The 18,906-nt window shown below is 68.9% G+C and carries 15 protein-coding genes; 6 read left to right on the top strand and 9 right to left on the bottom strand.

Annotated elements, in window-relative coordinates; translation table 11 throughout:
* Positions 1 to 97 precede the first annotated feature (97 nt).
* From AB0D31_RS25470 to AB0D31_RS25455, 4 genes are all read right to left on the bottom strand, one after another.
* On the bottom strand, positions 98 to 2,386 hold the full coding sequence (locus tag AB0D31_RS25470; protein WP_362727300.1) for a hypothetical protein: 2,289 nt from the start codon (positions 2,384 to 2,386) through the stop codon (positions 98 to 100).
* A 167-nt stretch (positions 2,387 to 2,553) separates the two neighbouring features.
* Complete coding sequence (locus AB0D31_RS25465) at positions 2,554 to 2,943, bottom strand: DUF6113 family protein (RefSeq protein ID WP_362727307.1); 390 nt, start codon at positions 2,941 to 2,943, stop codon at positions 2,554 to 2,556.
* Between the two features lie 14 nt (positions 2,944 to 2,957).
* Positions 2,958 to 3,881 (bottom strand): N-acetyl-1-D-myo-inositol-2-amino-2-deoxy-alpha-D-glucopyranoside deacetylase, encoded by a 924-nt coding sequence (gene mshB, locus AB0D31_RS25460; RefSeq protein WP_362727298.1) that lies wholly within the window; start codon positions 3,879 to 3,881, stop codon positions 2,958 to 2,960.
* Between the two features lie 220 nt (positions 3,882 to 4,101).
* Positions 4,102 to 4,296 carry a hypothetical protein gene (locus AB0D31_RS25455; RefSeq protein WP_120721566.1) on the bottom strand — a complete coding sequence of 65 codons (195 nt, stop codon included), beginning with the start codon at positions 4,294 to 4,296 and terminating at the stop codon, positions 4,102 to 4,104.
* A 189-nt stretch (positions 4,297 to 4,485) separates the two neighbouring features.
* On the opposite strand from AB0D31_RS25455, the gene AB0D31_RS25450 reads away from it, so the two are divergent.
* The 6 genes from AB0D31_RS25450 (at position 4,486) to AB0D31_RS25425 (ending at position 13,188) form a co-directional block, all read left to right on the top strand.
* Entirely contained in the window at positions 4,486 to 6,657 is a 2,172-nt protein-coding gene (locus AB0D31_RS25450) for a prolyl oligopeptidase family serine peptidase (RefSeq protein ID WP_362727296.1), read from the top strand.
* Positions 6,658 to 7,041: 384 nt separating this feature from the next.
* Positions 7,042 to 8,079, top strand: coding sequence for an ABC transporter permease (locus AB0D31_RS25445; RefSeq protein ID WP_362727294.1), 1,038 nt, complete (start codon positions 7,042 to 7,044; stop codon positions 8,077 to 8,079).
* Positions 8,080 to 8,108: 29 nt separating this feature from the next.
* Entirely contained in the window at positions 8,109 to 9,890 is a 1,782-nt protein-coding gene (locus AB0D31_RS25440; RefSeq protein ID WP_362727293.1) for an ABC transporter substrate-binding protein, read from the top strand.
* A gap of 69 nt (positions 9,891 to 9,959) precedes the next feature.
* Complete coding sequence (locus AB0D31_RS25435) at positions 9,960 to 10,937, top strand: ABC transporter permease (protein ID WP_362727291.1); 978 nt, start codon at positions 9,960 to 9,962, stop codon at positions 10,935 to 10,937.
* 32 nt (positions 10,938 to 10,969) lie between these two features.
* Positions 10,970 to 12,037 carry an ABC transporter ATP-binding protein gene (locus AB0D31_RS25430; protein WP_362727289.1) on the top strand — a complete coding sequence of 356 codons (1,068 nt, stop codon included), beginning with the start codon at positions 10,970 to 10,972 and terminating at the stop codon, positions 12,035 to 12,037.
* A gap of 20 nt (positions 12,038 to 12,057) precedes the next feature.
* A complete protein-coding gene (locus AB0D31_RS25425) occupies positions 12,058 to 13,188 on the top strand; it encodes a dipeptide ABC transporter ATP-binding protein (protein WP_362727287.1) in 1,131 nt (376 codons plus the stop codon).
* Positions 13,189 to 13,281: 93 nt separating this feature from the next.
* On the opposite strand, the gene AB0D31_RS25420 is transcribed toward AB0D31_RS25425, so the two are convergent.
* From AB0D31_RS25420 to AB0D31_RS25400, 5 genes are all read right to left on the bottom strand, one after another.
* Positions 13,282 to 14,325: a dipeptide ABC transporter ATP-binding protein gene (locus tag AB0D31_RS25420; RefSeq protein WP_362727285.1), complete on the bottom strand. Its 1,044-nt coding sequence runs from the start codon at positions 14,323 to 14,325 to the stop codon at positions 13,282 to 13,284.
* A complete protein-coding gene (locus tag AB0D31_RS25415) occupies positions 14,318 to 15,292 on the bottom strand; it encodes an ABC transporter ATP-binding protein (protein WP_362727284.1) in 975 nt (324 codons plus the stop codon). The genes AB0D31_RS25420 and AB0D31_RS25415 overlap by 8 nt, the downstream gene beginning before the upstream one ends.
* Positions 15,293 to 15,303: 11 nt before the next feature.
* On the bottom strand, positions 15,304 to 16,278 hold the full coding sequence (locus tag AB0D31_RS25410; protein WP_362727282.1) for an ABC transporter permease: 975 nt from the start codon (positions 16,276 to 16,278) through the stop codon (positions 15,304 to 15,306).
* A complete protein-coding gene (locus AB0D31_RS25405; RefSeq protein ID WP_362727280.1) occupies positions 16,271 to 17,194 on the bottom strand; it encodes an ABC transporter permease in 924 nt (307 codons plus the stop codon). The genes AB0D31_RS25410 and AB0D31_RS25405 overlap by 8 nt, the downstream gene beginning before the upstream one ends.
* Positions 17,195 to 17,274: 80 nt before the next feature.
* Positions 17,275 to 18,903, bottom strand: coding sequence for an ABC transporter substrate-binding protein (locus AB0D31_RS25400; RefSeq protein ID WP_362727278.1), 1,629 nt, complete (start codon positions 18,901 to 18,903; stop codon positions 17,275 to 17,277).
* Positions 18,904 to 18,906: the final 3 nt, after the last annotated feature.

The following is an 18,906-nucleotide window of genomic DNA, read 5'->3' as shown; positions in this document are numbered from 1 at the left end:
GCTCCGCCCCAGACCCCGTTCGCGCCCGAAAGGCGCTCGTCCTCAAACGCCGGACGGGCTGGCTATGCCGAGACTGGGACCGGGAGGTGGCCCCAGGTCACTCAATCGTGACCGTGCGCTCCGCCGCCGTCCGCCCCCGCAACGCCGTCTTCATCGCCGCAGCGACGTCATCCGCCGACACCTCGTGCTTCTGGCCCCCCTGCCCCACCGAAATCCCCTTGAACGTGCTCCCGATCAGCTCAGTGATCGCCGCCTTGTCGTAGACCTCGACCAGCTTCCCGTCGACCGCCTTCATCGACAGGATCTTCGGCAGAGACTTCTTCGGCCCGAAGGGCAGCGACTTCCCGCCCGCCTTGATCGTCACGTTCGCCGACATCGCCGGCTTCGCGAAGTCGTTCATCGCCCGTTCGATCTCGGCCTGGCTGATCGTGGGCTGACGGATCGAGACCGGCAGCGGCACCGGGTTGGCCTTGCCGGTCTGCACCAGCGTCCGGTATGCGTCCTTGACCGCGATCATCGACCGGTTCACGTCGAGCGACTTGCCCGCCTTGCCCGGCACGGCCACCGCGTTGCCCGGCACGAACTTGACCGTACCTTCGGTCGCCGACCCCGACGCACCCGCGAGGTCCGTCAGCGCGACGCCGAGCTTCTCCTCGTCGACCGGGATCACCGGCTCGGCGACGCGCTTGCCGCCGAAGAGCGAACCGATCACGGACATCGGGTTGTAGTCGGAGCCCGCCGCGGCCCGCACGGTGGCCTGGCTGTCCAGGGAGAGGCCGGCGATCTCCGGCTTCAGCTCCTCCTGCTTGCCGTCGACCGTGAGGTGCAGCGGCTGGTTGGCGCGCTTGCCGAGGGTCGAGTCGAGCTTGGAGACCGCCGCCTCCTTGGTACCGCCGCCGATGTCGACACCGAGGACCGTGGTGCCCTTGGGGACCTCGGAGTGGTTGAGGACGAGACCCGCGCCGTACGCCACCGCGACCAGAGCCACCAGACCGCCACCGAGCAGCCCCAGCTTGGAGCGGCCCTTCTTGGCGGGCTTCGCGGACTTCGCGGGCGCGCCGGTACGGGCCGCAGGCGCCGGTGCCCCGGCCGTCTCGGAGGCGGGGTCGGGCCCCGGCGGTGGAGTGATCTGCGGGCCCCCGGACGGGAAGGACGCCCCCCGGTGCTCCGGCGGCACGACGGGGATGCCGCTGGTGAGGGTGTCACCGGAGACATGCTCGCCGGGCGTGCCCGCCGCGGGGTTGACCAGCGGGTTCGCGAGCGGATTGCCCACCGACGACTGCGCGAACGGGCTCGGCGCCGGGACCTGCGGCGTGAGGATCGCCGTGTCGTCGGAGAGCGCGGGCGCCGGCCGCTGGCCGCCGGGAACGAAGGGATGGCCGCCGCCCGGCTCCGCGTCCTGCCGCGCACCGTCGTCGCGCCCCATGTCGCCGGTGGGGAACGGCGATTGACCGGAGTCCATGCCGGTCCCCGGCCCCTGGCCCGGGTATTGAACCGAACCCGAGCCTGAACCCAGGCCCGAACCCGATCCCATCCCCGATCCCACGCCGAAGCCCGACGTGTCGCCGTTCCAACCGCCCTGGGCGTTCTGGCCGTTCTGACCGCTCTGGCCGTTCTGACCGCTCTGGCCGTTCTGGCCGTTCCGTGAACCCAGCGGGCTCTGCCCGCCCATCGGGCTCTGTCCACCCAGCGGGTTCTGGGAGCCCTGGCCATTCCGGGAGTTCTGCGGGGCCGGGGCGCTCTGCCCCAGCGCCGCACCCTGGTTCATGCCCGCGCGGTTGCCGACCGGCCGGGTCGGCAGGGCGGCCTGGCCGGTGACCGGGCCCGTGGTCGGACCGGACGGCGCGGCGGGAGTGCCGCCGCCCGTGAGGTCCGCACCCAAACCATGTGAAGCGCCCAAACCGTCCGAAGCACCTGAACCGCCCGAAGCGCCCGAACCGTCCGAGAAGTACGGAAGGCCGGGCGTCGTGGGCGTGCCGGAGGGCGGGGTCGCCGAAGAGGCGGGCGCCGCCGGGGACTTGCGCGGTGCGAACCAGTCGCTGGCGGGCGGCTCGTCGGCGGCCGGCGCCTCGGGCGCGGCCTCGGGTGCGTCGGGCCTGGCCACCGAACCGGTGCGCTCGGCCACGCCCTCCGCGTCCGGCGCCTTGGTCACGTCGCTCATCGGCGTACGCATCACGACCGGCGGAATGGGGCGCGAGCCCGGGATGTTGATCCGGATCCGCGTCGTCAGCGTGGTCTCGGTCTTCGGCTCGTCCGGCTCCGCGGCGGGCTCAGGAGCGTCCTGACCCGCGGACGACGGAGTCCCGTACGGCGGAGTACCCGAGGGGTACCCGGCTGAGCCCCGTCCCTGGGGGCCGGAGGACGGACTGTCAGTTTCACGACTCAAGGCTGTTCTCTCCCGATTGGCTCCGCCACCCGGTTTGGTTCGTGTGGTCCTTCTGTGCGGGCGGCTCGGCGGCGCGCACCACCATACTGGCCGCCGTCGTTGCGTACGGGGCGGCCCGTGGCGGGCGCACCCCGTCCCCTTCTACTGCGTCACGGCGCCCGTGCACGTCACTTGCCCAGTCGGCCGGCCGGGGCGCCGGGTTGCGCGAATCCGCCGATCGTGGCGCAGATCACAGCACCGACCATGCCGCCGAGGAGGAAGACGTACGAGCCGATTCCGGCGCCGAACACGAAGTCGCCCTCGGGGCGCGAGGTGGTCAGCAGAATGACGGTGATGAGCCAGCCGGCCGCGGGCGCCGCCACTCCGCCCCGGCCGCCCATCAGTTGCGTGCCGGTCCAGAAGAGGCCGACGACGCCGGCCAGGGACAGCAGGAGGCCGCCCGGGAACCAGGCCGCCTGGACGAGCGCCCCCGCGGCGGCGACGAGCGCGCCGAGGACGACGAACAGTCCGTACAGCCCGATGCGGGCGGCGCGGCCGCCCGTCCTTGCGTCATCCATGGCGGTACGACTACTCACTTGTCCACACCTTCAAACAGGTCGTGCTCGCGCTGCCCGGCCGCCGCGCCGGAAACACCTGCGGCGAGTTGGTAGTACTCGGTGGTGAAGACCGGCTGGCCCAGATCGTTGGAGAGCGCGAAGTACGGCTCCTGGAGGGCGATCTGCGTCTCGTGGGCACGCATCGCCGCGTACTTGGCGGCCGCGTACGCGCTGCCGTCGATCTCGGCCGTGATCTCCGACTCGTCCACCACGCCCGGTACATCGTCGATGGCCGCGATGCCCGGGAAGTCCGGTTTGGCGGCGCGCAGCTCGGCGAAGGCGCGTTCGGCGACGGGGCGGGGCACCCGGTTCCAGTAGATCTTCGCGATGGTGTGCGGCTCGCCGAGGCCATGGCCGTTGCCGTTGCCGTTGCCGTTGCCGTTGCCGTTGCCGTATTCGGAATCGGCGGCGAGTTCGGCGGCGCGCGTGGCGACGCGGTGCGCCTGGATGTGGTCGGGGTGGCCGTAACCGCCGTTCGGGTCGTAGGTGATCAGAACCTGGGGGCGCACCGAACGGATCACCTCTACGAGGGACGCGGCGGCTTCGTCCACGGCGGTGTTCCAGAACGCGCCGGGGCGGTGGTTCTGCTCGACGCCCATCATCCCGGAGTCGTGGAAGCGCCCGGGGCCGCCGAGGAAGCGGTGGTCGGTGACGCCCAGTTCCTTCATCGCGGCGGCGAGTTCACCGGCCCGGTACGCGCCGAGGCCGCCCTCCCGGTCCGGCGCGAGATGGGCGAGCCCGGGCGGGATGACCTCACCCTCCTCGCCGCGCGTGCAGGTCACCAGGGTGACGTGCACGCCCTCGGCGGCGTACTTGGCCATGGTGGCGCCGTTGTTGATCGACTCGTCGTCCGGGTGCGCGTGCACCAGGAGCAGACGGCGGGCGGGAAGATCCGACATGGGGCAAGCCTACGAGGCCCCGGGCCGGCCGTGTTGACGGCGCCTGCCGACGGCGTCGACCGGAACGGAGCGACAGGCAGCGACCGGGGCGGGGCAACGGTGACCGCCGAAGCGGACGACGGTAGCCGTCGGAGCGGACGACGGTGACCGCCGAAGCGGGACGGGAGGCGGCGATCAGCGCCGGGCGGAAGGCGCGATCAGTGCGGGGCGGCGGTGTCCGCTAGAACTTGATCCCCCCGATCATCCCCGCCACATTGCTGGTGACTTGGCTGATGGTCGGGGCGATCGACGAGCTCGCCAGATAGAAGCCGAGCAGAATGCAGATCGCCGCGTGTCCGCCCTTCAGCCCGGATTTCCGGACCAGCAGGAAGACGACGATCGCCAGCAGCACCACCGCCGAAATCGAGAGTGCCACGGCGGTTCACCTCCATCTGTTCCGGTGGGCGGACGGACCCAGCAGTGCGTACAGCCAGCGGGTTGATACCCACTGAGCGCTACGGATCATAACTATCCGTGGGAACGCATTGATCGGGGCACGGGCGCACGAGGGGCGCACGAGGCTCGTGTCCGGGCGGCTCGCGCGGTGCCGCACTAGGTTCCCCTCATGACGACCACCGCATCCACAGACCCCAAGGGCCCCGGGCAGCTCTCCTTCCCCCGGCACTCAGCACGCACCCAGCGCTTCACTCTCGGTGCGCCCCGCGCCTTCACCGTCTCGCCCGACGGCGAGCGGGTCGTCTTCCTCCGTTCGCCCTCGGGGACCGAACGCAGCCATCTGCTCTGGGTTCTCGACCTGGCACGCGGGGGTACGGAGCGGATCGCGGCGGACCCCGGCGCGTTGCTCGGCGGCGACGGCGAGCGCCTCTCCGCGCAGGAGCGGGCGCGGCGCGAACGCAGCAGGGAAGGTTCGGCCGGAATCGTCGGCTACGCCACGGACGCCGCGGTCGAGCTGGCCGCGTTCGCGCTCTCCGGGCGGCTGTTCACCGCCGAGCTGCGGGCCGGCACCGCGCGCGAACTGGCCGTGCCCGGGCCGGTGCTCGACCCTCGCCCCTCCCCCGACGGGCGCCATGTGGCCTATGTGGCCGAGGGCGCGCTGCGGGTCGTGGGCGCCGAGGGTGACGGCGACCGCGCGCTCGCGGAGCCGGAGTCGGCCGAAGTGACGTACGGGCTCGCCGAGTTCATCGCTGCGGAGGAGATGTCCCGTTCGCGCGGCCACTGGTGGAGCCCGGACTCGGAGCGCCTCCTTGTCGCCCGCGCGGACGAGGCGCCGGTGCGCCGCTGGTGGATCGCCGACCCGGCCAACCCGGGCCAGGAGCCCGCGCGGGTGGCCTATCCGGCCGCCGGCACCCCCAACGCCGAGGTGCGGCTCTTCCTCTACGCCCTGGACGGCACCCGTACCGAGGTCGTCTGGGACCGGGCGCGCCTGCCCTATCTGGCGAGCGTGCACTGGTCGTCCGACGGGGCGCCGCTGCTGCTCGTGCAGGCCCGGGACCAGCGCACCCAGCTTCACCTCGCGGTGGATCCCGTCTCGGGCACGACGCGGACCGTGCACGTCGACGAGGATCCCGACTGGCTCGAACTCCTGCCGGGTGTACCGGCCTGGGCGCCGGACGGCCGGCTCGTGCGGATCGCCGACGAGGGCGGCGCCCGGGTGCTCGCCGTGGGCGACCGGACGCTGACCGGGGCGCGGTTGCACGTCAGGGCGGTGCTCGACATCGGCGTGAGCGATGTGCTGATCTCCGCGTCGGCCGGCCGCGCGGCGGCCACCGCCGGGCCCGATGCCTCGGAAGTCGGCGAGATCCATGTGTACCGGGTCAATGAGCTGGGCACTGAACGCGTCTCGGACGGGGCCGGAGTCCACTCGGCGGTGCGATCCGGGGCGGTCACCGTCCTGACCTCCGCGCGGCCCGACCGGGCGGGGACGGTCGCCACGGTGGTGCGGGACGGCAAGGAACTGGCCACGATCGCGTCCCACGCCGCGACGCCCGGCCTCTCGCTGCGGCTGCGGCTGACCGAAGGGGGCGCACAGCGCATCCCGTGCGCCGTGCTGCTTCCATCCCACTACCGCGAGGCGGACGGTCCGCTGCCCGTACTGATGGATCCGTACGGCGGACCGCACGGACAGCGGGTGGTCGCCGCGCACAACGCGCATCTCGCCTCGCAGTGGCTGGCCGACCAGGGCTTCGCGGTGGTGGTCGCCGACGGCCGCGGCACACCCGGCCGCTCCCCCGCGTGGGAGAAGTCGGTCAGGGACGACTTCACGGTCGCGCTCGACGACCAGATCGAGGCCCTGCACGGCCTGGCCGGCGCCTACCCCCTGGACCTCGGGCGGGTCGCGATGCGGGGCTGGTCCTTCGGGGGCTATCTCTCCGCGCTCGCCGTGCTGCGGCGCCCCGACGTCTTCCACGCGGGGATCGCGGGCGCCCCGGTGACGGACTGGGAACTGTACGACACCCATTACACGGAGCGGTACTTGGGGCACCCCGCCGAGCAGCCCGCGGTCTACACCGCCAACTCCCTCGTAGAACAAGGCCGGTTGGCGCGGACGGCGAAGCCTGCCCGGCCGCTGATGGTCATTCACGGCATGGCCGACGACAACGTGGTCGTGGCGCACTCCCTGCGGCTGTCCTCCGCGCTGCTGGCCGCGGGCCACCCCCATGAGGTGCTTCCGCTCACCGGCGTGACGCACATGACCCCGCAGGAGCAGGTCGCGGAAAACCTGTTGGTGCTCCAAGTGGACTTCCTGCGAAGGTCTTTGGGGGTCGCGCGCGGCTAGCACGCAGACCGCCGTCGAGCGCCGCAGGCGCTCACACCTCCACCCGACGGCCGGCCGGCCCGCTTGACGGCGGCCCGGCCGGCCGCGGAAGAGGCCCGCCGTACGGTGCCCATCACGGCGTGTTCGCATAGCGGGAACACAGCCGTCAAGCTCCCTGCACATCAAGGCAATTGATGGGCATTTAGCGCCACATTCCGCCTATGATGGATGGCTGTCAAGCACGCGACCGCACCAAAGATGAAAATCTTGAGCCAAGTTAACCGATGAGTTCCACTCGGCCTGCTCAAACCCCTTGACGCCCACCGCCGGACGGTTGAATCTTCCGATCAACAAAGGACGCCACTCGGCTCTGATGAAACCTTCCGGCGCGGGGGGCAATGCGAAATGACTAGTTCCACAAGAGCTGCCATGGAGCCGACCGATCCACTTTCCGGAGAAGGCAGCGGTCCGACCCCTGACAGTGGTATGGAAGTAAAGACGGGTGAACTCGTCGGACGCTCACCCGGGCGTCTCGCGTGGGTCCGGTTCAAACGTGACAAGGTCGGAATCCTCTGTGCCTTTACGGTTCTCGGATTCGTCTTGGTGGCGATCGCCGCCCCGCTCATCTCCAAGCTGTACGGCAAGGACCCCTACCAGCTGTACGGCCAGGACCGCGGGCTCCTGAACAGTTTCGGCACGCCGCTCAAACCGAACGGCGGGATCGACAGCGATTTCTGGTTCGGCCTGGAGCCGAGGCTGGGCCGGGACGTCTTCACGCTGCTGATCTACGGCATCCGTACCTCGCTGCTCATCGCCCTGGCGGTGACCGTGGTCGCGGTGGTCATCGGGGTCCTGGTGGGCCTGGTGCAGGGGTACATGGGCGGCAGGACCGACTACTTCGTCGGCCGCTTCTCGGACCTGATGCTGTCGTTCCCGCAGCAATTGTTCTTCATCGCCTTCACCCCGGTGATCGTGGCGCTGTTCGTCTCGCCCACCGACGAGGAGCCGACGTACGTCCGCGTCGTCGCGCTGATCCTGGTCCAGCTGCTGCTCGGCTGGATGACGATGGGCCGGCTGATCCGGGCGCAGGTGCTCTCGCTGCGGGAACGCGAGTTCATCGAGGCGGCCCGGCTCAGCGGCGCGTCGGGGTGGCGGATCATCCGCAAGGAGCTGCTGCCCAACATCTGGTCGACCGTGCTGGTGCAGGCGACGCTCCTGTTGCCCGTCAACGTCACCGCGGAGGCCGGGCTCTCCTACCTCGGGGTCGGCGTGAAGAGCCCCACGCCCGACTGGGGGCTGCTCTTCCAGGCCGGGGCCACGTACTACGACTCCGATCTCACCTTCATGTTCTTCCCCGGCATCGCGATGGTCGTCTTCGTCGTCGCGTTCAACCTGCTCGGGGATTCGGTCCGGGACGCTCTCGACCCCAAGACCGTGCGCTGAATTCCGATCATCCTGACAGGCAGGAATCCATGAGAATAAACAAGGCGCGCCAGGTTTCCGCGGTTCTGGCGGTGGGGGCCCTGGCGCTGACGGCCGCGTGCAGCAGCGGCGGCGCCACCGACGACGGCTCGGGCGCGGACTCGGGCAAGAAGGCCCAGGTACAGAACTTCGGGGTGGGCACCAAGGCGGACTCCACCGGCCCCGCGGTCGCCGTCGACGGCGCCAAGAAGGGCGGCACCGCCTACAGCCTCGACCAGGCGGGCTTCGACTACCTCGACCCGGGCCAGCAGTACGTGAGCGACCAGCTGTCGGTGCAGCTGCTCTACAACCGCTCGCTCACCGGCTACAAGGTCGACCCGAAGACCGGTAAGACCACCATTGTCGGGGACCTGGCGACCGACGCCGGCACCGCGTCCGACGGCTCGAAGACCTGGACGTACACCCTGAAGGACGGGGTGAAGTTCGAGGACGGCACGCCGATCACGACGAAGGACATCAAGTACGGCATCGAGCGGCTCTTCGCCGACTACGAGACGCAGGGCCCGCAGTACGTCCAGAAGTGGATCTACGGCGCCGACTACCGCAAGGCGTACGCCGGTCCCTACGACGGCAAGGAGATCCCGGACAAGCTGATCTCGACGCCCGACGACAAGACGATCGTCTTCCACTTCCTCCAGCCGCACGCGGACACGCCGTACGCGATGGCGATGCCCAACATCTCGCCGGTGCCCAAGGCCAAGGACGACAAGCAGAAGTACAACAACCACCCGGTCGCCACCGGCCCGTACAAGATCGCGGACTACAAGCCGGGCAAGTCGCTGACGTTCGAGCGCAACCCCAGCTGGGACCCGAAGACGGACCCGATCCGCAACGCCTACCCGGACAAGTGGGAGTTCCAGCTCGGCATCCAGGAGCCGGGGCTCAGCAACCGGCTCGCGGCCGACACCGGGACCGACAAGTTCGCCATCAACATGTCGAACTCGGCCGACCCCTCGAAGATGCAGTCGCTGACCACGGACCCGCAGTACAAGAGCCGGACGGTCAACGAGTACCAGCCGTACGTCGAGGTCTTCAACATCAACACCAAGCGCATCAAGGACCCGAAGGTCCGCCAGGCGCTGGCCTACGCCTTCCCGATGCAGCAGGTGCAGCAGGCCTTCGGCGGCGGCGCCCAGGGCGACCTCGGCACCACGCTGATCAGCCCGACCGTGGCCGGCTGGAAGAAGTTCGACCCGTTCGGCAAGCTCGCCAAGCCCATGGGTGACCCGCAGAAGTCGCTCGACCTCCTGAAGGAGGCCGGGGTCACCACCCCGTACAAGATCTCACTGGCGTACGCGAACACCCCGCGCTGGGACAACGTCACGCTGACCATCCAGAACGCCCTGCAAAAGGCCGGCTTCAAGGTCGAGCGCAAGGCGATCGACCCGACCTCGTACTACACGGTGGTCGGCAAGGTGGACACCCCGTACGACATGTACCGCACCGGCTGGGGTGCCGACTGGCCGAGCGGCTCGACGGTCATCCCGCCCACCCTGGACGGGCGCAACCTGGCGGACGGCACCAACAACTACTCGTTCCTGAACGACCCGAAGGTCAACTCCGAGATCGACCGCATCAACCAGATCACGGACCTGACCAAGCAGGCCGACGAGTGGCGCACGCTCTCCGAGTACGTGCTCAAGACGGACACGTCGCAGATTCCGTTCATCTTCGACAAGTACTTCAACCTGTACGGTTCCGGACTCGGCGGTGTCACCTACAACGAGGTCTACGGCACGATCAACCCGAACACGATCTTCGTGAAGCAATAGCAACTGCGGCTCGGTTTCCCCGGCCCAGGCCGGGCCGGGGAAACCGCTTAGCGACGGAAGAGTCAACCGATGTTGCGTTTCCTCGTGCGCCGCGTGCTCGGTGCCATGGTCATTCTGCTGCTGATCAGCATGATCACCTATTTCCTCTTCTTCTTTCTGCCGGCCGATCCGGCCCAGCTTTCCTGCGGAAAGCAGTGCGATCCCCAGAATGTCGCCCTGATTCGCAAGAACCTCGGTCTCGACTTGCCGATATGGACGCAGTACTGGCATTACATGGTGGGCATCTTCGCGGGCCGGCACATGCCGATCGGTGACTGTCCCGCCCCCTGCTTCGGCTACTCCTTCGCCAATCAGCAGCCCGTCTGGGGCACGATCGCCGACAGCTATCCCACGACGCTGACGCTCGCCGTCGGCGGCTCAGCGATCTTCCTCACCATCGGGGTCTCGCTCGGTCTCGTCTCTGCCTGGCGTCAGGGCACGGCCTTCGACCGGGTGGCGAGCTCGTTCTCCCTGGTCGGGCAGTCGGTGCAGATCTACTTCATCGGTCCGCTCGCCATCCTGCTCTTCTCCACCAAACTGCACTGGCTCAACCGCGGCCATGACGTCGACTGGAAACACGACGTGTTGGGGTCGATCGGCGGAATGATCCTGCCGTGTCTGGTCCTCTCGGTGATCTTCTGGTCCAACTACAGCCGCCAGACACGCTCGTTGATGGTGGAACAGCTGTCGGAGGACCACATCAGGGCGGCCCGGGCCAAGGGAATGTCGTCCCGGTACGTCTTCTTCCGCTACGCCCTGCGCGGCGCGATGGCCACCATCATCACCATCTTCGGTGTCGACCTCAGCGCGGTGCTCGGTGGCGCGATCATCACCGAGGTCACCTTCGGGCTGCACGGCCTGGGCCTGCTCTCGGTGTCGGCCGTCCTGAGCAGCGACCTGCCACTCGAAATGGCCGTCATGCTCATCGGCGCCACCATCATCGTGCTCTCCAACATCGTCGTCGACATGGCGTACGCCTTCATCGACCCCCGGATCAGGCTCACCTGACGCCCAGGGACCCATCCACAGGAGAACCGCCCGTGTCCACCTTGAGCCAGACCGCCGCCATACCGGCGCCCCGAGAGGCCTCCTCCTTCCTCTCGGTCCGCGACCTGTACGTCCACTTCGCCACCGAGGACGGCACCGTCAAGGCCGTCGACGGACTCTCCTTCGACCTGGAGCGCGGCTCCACGCTCGGCATCGTCGGCGAGTCGGGCTCCGGCAAGTCGGTGACCAACCTCGCGGTCCTGGGGCTGCACAACCCGCGCAACACCACGATCCAGGGCGAGATCCTGCTCGAAGGCCAGGAGCTCACCGGCGCGACCGAACGCCAGCTGAACCGGTTGCGCGGCAAGAAGATGGCGATGATCTTCCAGGACTCGCTGGCCGCGCTCTCGCCCTTCTACACCGTGGGCCGCCAGATAGCCGAGCCCTTCATGAAGCACACCGGCGCGAACCGCCGGGAGGCGCGGGCCCGGGCCGTGGACATGCTGCGCAAGGTCGGCATTCCCCAGCCCGACCTCCGTGTCGACGACTATCCGCACCAGTTCTCCGGGGGCATGCGCCAGCGCGCGATGATCGCGATGGCGCTGGTCTGCGACCCGGAGCTGGTGATCGCCGACGAGCCGACCACCGCGCTCGACGTGACCGTCCAGGCGCAAATCCTGGACCTGCTCAAAGACCTCCAACAGGAGACCGGCGCGGCGATCATCATCATCACCCACGACCTCGGCGTCATCGCCAAGACCGCCGACGACGTGATGGTGATGTATGCCGGCCGCTGTGTGGAGCGCGGCACGGTCAGGGAGGTCATGCACAGCCCCCAACACCCCTACAGCTGGGGACTGATCAGCTCGATCCCGCGGCTCGACTCCTCCGTGGACATCCCGCTCGTGCCGATCCCCGGCGCGCCGCCGAGCCTGCTCTCGCCGCCGCCCGGCTGCCCGTTCCACCCGCGGTGCGGCTTCACCGGCGAAGTGCCCGGCGGCGCCTGCCACACCGAGCGGCCGAACCTGCCGGAAGACCAACGGCGCGGTTCCGCCTGTCATTTGACGGGTGCCCAGAAAGAGAACTTCTTCACCGAACAGATCCGCCCCCGGCTGCGCTGAGAAGGATGCGGGACATCGCCATGAGTGAGAAAGCCACCAGCGTCGCCGAGTCCCCGGGAACCACCCCCGGGGCCGGCACCACGACCCCGCTGCTCGAAGTGAACGGGCTCACCAAGTACTTCCCGATCACCATGGGGTCGTTCTTCAAACGGCACGTCGGCGACGTGCGGGCCGTCGACGGGATCGACTTCCGGATCGGGCCGGGCGAGACGCTCGGCCTGGTCGGCGAGTCGGGCTGCGGCAAGTCGACCACCGGGCGCCTGGTCACCCGGCTCCTGGAGCCGACCGGAGGCCAGGTCCACTACGCCGGGCAGGACATCACGCACGCCTCACGCCGGGCGCTCGCGCCGATCAGGTCCGAGATCCAGATGATCTTCCAGGACCCGTACGCCTCCCTCAACCCGCGCCAGACGGTGGGCGACATCATCGCCAACCCGATGGTCGTCAACGACATCAAGCCTGCGGGCGGCACCGAGCGGCGGGTCCGCGAGCTCCTGGAGACCGTCGGCCTCAACCCGGAGCACTACAACCGCTTCCCGCACGAGTTCTCCGGCGGACAGCGTCAACGCATCGGTGTGGCACGGGCATTGGGTTTGAACCCCAAGCTGATCGTGGCCGACGAGCCGGTCTCGGCGCTCGACGTGTCGATCCAGGCGCAGGTGGTCAACCTGCTCCAGGAGCTCCAGCGGGAGCTGGGCATCGCCTTCCTCTTCATCGCCCACGATCTGGCGATCGTGCGGCACTTCTCGCAGCGCGTCGCGGTGATGTACCTCGGCCGCATCGTCGAGATCGGCGACCGGGACTCGATCTACCGCCGCCCCCGCCACCCCTACACCCACGCCCTGCTCTCGGCGGTGCCGGAGGCCGTGGTGGAGGAGGAGGGCGAGGGCCGCGAGCGGATCCGGCTCGCGGGCGACGTGCCGTCGCCGGTGAACCCGCCGTCCGGCTGCCGCTTCCGCACCCGCTGCTGGAAGGCGCAGGACAAGTGCGCCACCGAGACTCCCCCGCTGGTCCACATCGAGGGCAACCGGGAGGGGCACCTGACCGCGTGCCACTTCCCCGAGGAACCGACGGTCGCGGCTCGGGACGAGGACGTGATCCTCGACCCGGCGCTGGTCGCGATCGAGGAGGCGACACCGGACACCCATTGACCCGGGTCCGCAGCCTCCGCTCGGAAAGGCCCGCGCCCGTACACCCCAGCACCACACGGGCGCGGGCTGCCCGGTCCAGGGCGGGCGGGTCGGTCAGGGCGCCTGGCGTGTCTCGGGGGGCACCACCCGCTTCTCCTCCGCGAAGTGGCAGGCCGAGGGGTGGTGCGCCGGGCCCGGTACCTCGCGGAACTCGGCGGGTACGGCGAGCAGCGGCACCTCCTGCGCGCACCGCTCCCGCGCCTTCCAGCACCGGGTACGGAAGCGGCAGCCGGACGGCGGGTTGGCGGGTGAGGGGACATCGCCGGTGAGGATGATCCGCTCGCGGCGCTCGCGTGCGGAGGGGTCGGGCACCGGCACCGCGGAGAGCAGCGCCTGAGTGTAGGGGTGGGTGGGGTGGTCGTAGATCTCCTCGTCGCGGCCGATCTCCACGATCCGCCCCAGGTACATCACGCCGACCCGGTCGGAGATGTGGCGCACGATGGACAGGTCGTGGGCGATGAAGACGTAGGAGAGGGCGAACTCGCTCTGGAGGCGGTCCAGGAGGTTGACGACCTGGGCCTGCACCGACACGTCGAGCGCGGAGACCGGCTCGTCCGCCACGATGACCTCGGGCCGCAGCGCCAACCCCCGTGCGATGCCGATGCGTTGGCGCTGTCCGCCACTGAACTGGTGCGGATAGCGGTTGATGTACTCGGGGTTGAGCCCGACCACGTCGAGCAGGTCCTGGACCTTGGTGCGGCGGCTGCCCTTGGGGGCGACCTCGGGGTGGATCTCGTAGGGCTCCCCGATGATGTCGCCGACGGTCATGCGCGGGTTCAGGGAGGTGTACGGGTCCTGGAAGACCATCTGGATGTTGCGGCGCACGGCCTTGAGGGCGCGGCCCGACATCCGGGTGATGTCCTCGCCCTTGTACTTGATCTGTCCGGCGGTCGGCCGTTCCAGGTTGACCAGCATCTTGGCGACCGTCGACTTGCCGCAGCCGGATTCGCCCACGATGCCGAGGGTCTCGCCCGCCGCGAGGTCGAAGGAGACCCCGTCGACTGCCTTGACCGCGCCGATCTGCTTCTTGAAGAGGATGCCCTGGGTCAGCGGGTAGTGCTTGACCAGGTCTCTGACCTCCAGAATGGCCTCAGCCATCGAGGGTCTCCTTCCAGAAGAAGCACGCGCTCTGCCGGCCCGGGGCCACGTCGAACAGGGGCGGCACCTCGGTGCGGCAGATGTCCTGCGCCATCGGGCAGCGCGGGTTGAAGGCGCAGCCCGGCGGGATGTGCATCAGGTTGGGCGGCAGACCCTTGATCGCGTACAGCTCCCGGCCCTTCTGGTCCAGGCGCGGGATCGATTCGAGCAGGCCCTTGGTGTACGGGTGGGCGGGGGCCTGGTAGATCTCGTGGACCGGGGCCCGCTCGACGATGCGGCCCGCGTACATGACCGCGATCTTGTCCGCGACGTCGGCGACCACGCCGAGGTCATGGGTGATCAGGATGAGCCCCATGGCCAGCTCGTTCCGCAACTCGGCGAGCAGGTCCATGACTTGGGCCTGGACGGTGACGTCGAGTGCGGTGGTCGGCTCGTCCGCGATGATGAGGGAGGGTTCCAGGGCCATCGCCATCGCGATCATGATGCGCTGGCGCATGCCGCCGGAGAACTGGTGGGGGTACTGGCCCGCGCGCTCCTTCGCGGCCGGGATGCGCACCCGGTCCATCAGCTCGACCGCCTTGGCCTTGCCGTCCTTGCGGGACATGCCGCGGTGGACGGTGAACATCTCGGAGAGCTGGTTGCCCACGCTGATCACCGGGTTGAGGGAGGAGAGCGCGTCCTGGAAGATCATGGCCATCTCGGAGCCGCGGATCTTGCGCCGCTCGTCCTCCTTGAGCTTCAGGAGGTCCTGGCCCTTGAAGACGATCTCGCCGCCGGCGATCCGTCCGGGCGGCATGTCGAGGATCCCCATGACGGCCTGCGCGGTGACGGACTTGCCGGAGCCCGACTCGCCGAGCACGGCGAGCGTCTCGCCCGCGTCCACCGCGTAGTCGACCCCGTTGACGGCTTGGGCGACCCCGTCCCGCGTCTTGAACTCCACCTGGAGATCGCGTACTTCGAGCAGCATGACGGGGCTCCTCACCGCAGCTTGGGGTCGAGGGCGTCGCGCACCGCGTCGCCGAGCATGATGAACGCGAGCACGGTCACGGCCAGCGCGCCGGCCGGCCAGAGCAGCATGTGCGGGGCGTTGCGGATGTACTGCGATGCGGACGAGATGTCGATGCCCCAGGAGACCGTGGGCGGCTTGAGCCCGACGCCGAGGTAGGAGAGCGTCGCCTCCAGGGCGATGTAGGTGCCGAGCGCGATGGTCGCCACGACGATGACCGGGGCGACCGCGTTGGGCGCGATGTGGCGGAGCAGCATGCGCGAGTTGGAGGCGCCGAGTGCGCGGGCCGCCTGCACGTAGTCGTTCTGTTTGGCGGTGATGACGGAGCCGCGGGCGATACGGGCGATCTGCGGCCAGCCCAGCAGGATCATGAAGCCGATGACCGGCCAGACGGTGGCGGAGGTGACCACGGAGAGGAAGACCAGGCCGCCCAGGACCACCGGGATGCCGAAGAAGATGTCGGTGATGCGGGAGAGCAGCGCGTCCCAGCCGCCGCCGAAGAACCCGGCGAGCCCGCCGACGAACGAGCCGAACAGGGCGACCCCGATGGTGGTGCACACGCCGACGGTGACCGAGGTGCGGGCACCGTAGACGGTCCGCGTGTAGACGTCGCAGCCCTGCCCGTTGTAGCCGAAGGGGTGGCCCGGCTGGGATCCCTCCTGTGCCTTGGCGAGGTCGCACTGGAGCGGGTTGCCGCTCGCGATCAGCGAGGGCCACAGCGAGATGACGACCAGGAAGAGGATGACGAGCCCGGAGATGATGAAGACGGGGTTGCGCCGCAGATCGCGCCAGGCGTCCGACCACAGCGAACGCGGCTTCTCCGAGGGGCCGGTGCCCAGCGGTCCGCCCGGGGTGCGCTCCAGCGTCGTCGCCTCGCTCGCCGCGAGGTCCATCGCCCCGCCGGCCCCCGTACCGGCGATCGCTCCTTCGTCGTACGGCTCAGGCATAGCGGATCCTCGGGTCGAGTACGGCGTACAGGAGGTCGACGATGAGGTTGGCGACCAGGAAGACCAGCACGAGCACGGTCACGAAGCCGACCACGGTCTGGGTGCTCTGGCGCAGGATGCCCTGGTAGAGCTGGTAGCCGACGCCGTGGATGTTGAAGATCCGCTCGGTGACGATCGCTCCGCCCATCAGGGCGCCGACATCGGTGCCGATGAAGGTGACCACGGGGATCAGCGAGTTGCGCAGCAGATGCCTCGTGATCACCCGGTGGCGGGGAAGACCCTTGGCGACGGCGGTGCGGACGTAGTCGGCGCGGGAGTTCTCGGCGATCGAGGTCCGGGTGAGCCGGGTGACGTAAGCCAGAGACACGGACGCCAACACGAGCCCCGGGATGAGGAGTTCGTTGAAGGGGGCCTCCGGCGAGACCGTGGGTTTGATGACCCCCCATTCGATCCCGAGCAGCAACTGGAGCAGCAGTCCCGTGACAAAGACGGGGATGGCGATGACGATGAGGGTCAGGAGCAGGACCACGGTGTCGACGGGACGCCCCCGGCGCAGGCCGGTGACCACGCCGAGGCTGATGCCGATGACGATCTCGAAGAGGATCGCCACGATGGTGAGGCGGATGGTCACGGGGAACGCCGTGGACATCAGCTCGGTGACCTTCTGCCCGTTGAACGCGGTGCCGAAGTCGCCGGTGAACACGTTCCCCATGTACGTCAGGTATTGCTGCCACACCGGCTTGTCGAGGCCGAACTCCTTCTTGAGCTGGGCCACGGTGGAGGGGTCGCACGCCTTGTCGCCGCACAGGCCCGCGATGGGGTCGCCCATCACGTTCACCATCAGGAAGATCAGCAGCGTGGCCCCGAAGAAGACCGGGATCATCTGGAGCAGACGCCGGATCACATACCGTCCCATGAGGCCCTCCGGGGGTCGTCGGAACTCTCAACGGCCATGGCCCGGCGTCGAGTTGAACGCCGGGCCGGGTGCCTACGGCGTCAGCTGACCTTGATCTGGTCGTAGACCGGGACGCTGAACGGGTTGAGCGAGACGTTGGAGACCCGGGTCGAGTAGCCGGCGCTGCCGTTCTGGTACCAGAGCGGAATGGCCGCCATCTGGTCCCGTACGACCCCTTCGGCCTGCTGGAAGGTGGAGACGGCCTTGGCCTTGTCGGTCTCGGCGTTGGCCTGGTCGACCAGCTTGTCGAACTCGGCGCTGGTCCACTTCCCGTCGTTGGAGGAGGCGCCGGTGTAGTACAGCGGCTGGAGGAAGTTCTGGATCAGCGGGTAGTCCATCTGCCAGCCCGCCCGGAAGGGGCCGCTCATCTTGGACTGGGTGATCTGGTTGCGGAAGTCGGCGTAGGTGCCGACCGGCCCGCCGACGCACGCCCGGTCGTTGCCGAGCGCGTTGTTGATGCTGTTGCAGACAGCGTCGACCCACTCCTTGTGCGAGCCGGTGTCCGCGTTGTACGAGATCTTCAACTGCCCGCCGGGAATGCCGCCGCCCTCGGTGATGAGCTTCTTGGCCTCGGTGGGGTTGTAGTCGCAGCCGTCCCCGCAGAGCCCGGCCTTGTAGCCGCCGGCCTCGCCGAGCACCGGCGAGGTCCAGTCGGTGGCGGGGGTGCGGGTCTTCTGGAAGATGGTCTCGGTGATCTGCTTCCGGTTGATCGCCCTGGAGATGCCCTTGCGCACCTTGGCCGCGTCCGGGGTGTTCCAGGCCGCGTCGTAGTACGGGAAGGCCAGCGTCTGGATGATGCCGGCCGGGGTGTTGATGTACCGGTCGCCGAGGTCGGCCTTCACGTTCTTGAGCTGGGAGGCGGGCACGTCGTCGACGAGGTCGAGGTTGCCGGCCGTCAGATCGGTGTAGGCGGTGTTGTTGTCGGTGTAGACCTTGAGGTCGATGCCGCCGTTCTGCGCCTTGTCCGCGCCCATGTACCCGGCCCACTTGCGCATCGAGAGCTTCGAGCCCTTGGTGTACGAGTCCACCGTGTACGGGCCGTTGCCGACGGGCTTGGAGAGCCAGGCCGCGTGGTTGTCGAAGAACGCCCGGGGCAGCGGCGCGAACGCCGGGTAGCCGAGGGTGTCGGGCCAGGTGGAGAACTTCTGGTTGAGCTTGACCGTGAAGGTCTTGTCGTCGACGACCTTGAGCCCCGACATGGTGTCGGCGGCCGGGCTGCCGCTCTTGGGGTGGATCTGGTCGTAGCCGTCGATGTAGCCGAACATCGAGGCGTTCTTCTGGTTGTTCTTCAGGTTCGCGCCGTAGTTCCAGGCGTCCACGAAGGACTTGGCGGTGACCTTCTCGCCGTTGGAGAACGTCCAGCCGTCCTTGAGCGTGACCTTGAAGTTCTGCGAGTCCGAGGTCTCGATGGTCTCGGCGAGCATGTTCTTGGCCTCGCCGGTCTTCGGGTCGTACCGCTTGAGGCCGCGCATCAGCATGTCGAGGACCTTGCCGCCCTGGACCTCGTTGGTGTTGGCCGGCTCCAGCGGGTTCTGCGGGTCGCCCCAGGAGGAACTCACGATGCCGTCGGCTCCGCCGGCGCCGCTGCCGCCCCCTCCACCGCAGGCCGTCGCCGCGAGGGCGATGACGATCGCACCTGCGGCCCACTTGGCGTGCGTGGCTCCGCGCATGGA

The sequence above is a fragment of the Streptomyces sp. NPDC048361 genome (assembly GCF_040651795.1).
In the GTDB taxonomy this organism is placed as follows: domain Bacteria; phylum Actinomycetota; class Actinomycetes; order Streptomycetales; family Streptomycetaceae; genus Streptomyces.
Note: the sequence above shows the minus strand (reverse complement) of the source record. Positions and strands in the feature narration are given on the sequence as shown.

Bases quoted from the DNA above. Each gene is read 5' to 3' on its own strand.
- AB0D31_RS25425 (WP_362727287.1), top strand. From the start codon at position 12,058: ATGAGTGAGAAAGCCACCAGCGTCGCCGAGTCCCCGGGAACCACCCCC.
- AB0D31_RS25400 (WP_362727278.1), bottom strand. From the start codon at position 18,903: ATGCGCGGAGCCACGCACGCCAAGTGGGCCGCAGGTGCGATCGTCATC.
- AB0D31_RS25410 (WP_362727282.1), bottom strand. From the start codon at position 16,278: ATGCCTGAGCCGTACGACGAAGGAGCGATCGCCGGTACGGGGGCCGGC.
- AB0D31_RS25465 (WP_362727307.1), bottom strand. From the start codon at position 2,943: ATGGATGACGCAAGGACGGGCGGCCGCGCCGCCCGCATCGGGCTGTAC.
- AB0D31_RS25440 (WP_362727293.1), top strand. From the start codon at position 8,109: ATGAGAATAAACAAGGCGCGCCAGGTTTCCGCGGTTCTGGCGGTGGGG.
- mshB (WP_362727298.1), bottom strand. From the start codon at position 3,881: ATGTCGGATCTTCCCGCCCGCCGTCTGCTCCTGGTGCACGCGCACCCG.
- AB0D31_RS25435 (WP_362727291.1), top strand. From the start codon at position 9,960: ATGTTGCGTTTCCTCGTGCGCCGCGTGCTCGGTGCCATGGTCATTCTG.
- AB0D31_RS25405 (WP_362727280.1), bottom strand. From the start codon at position 17,194: ATGGGACGGTATGTGATCCGGCGTCTGCTCCAGATGATCCCGGTCTTC.
- AB0D31_RS25415 (WP_362727284.1), bottom strand. From the start codon at position 15,292: ATGCTGCTCGAAGTACGCGATCTCCAGGTGGAGTTCAAGACGCGGGAC.
- AB0D31_RS25420 (WP_362727285.1), bottom strand. From the start codon at position 14,325: ATGGCTGAGGCCATTCTGGAGGTCAGAGACCTGGTCAAGCACTACCCG.
- AB0D31_RS25450 (WP_362727296.1), top strand. From the start codon at position 4,486: ATGACGACCACCGCATCCACAGACCCCAAGGGCCCCGGGCAGCTCTCC.
- AB0D31_RS25445 (WP_362727294.1), top strand. From the start codon at position 7,042: ATGACTAGTTCCACAAGAGCTGCCATGGAGCCGACCGATCCACTTTCC.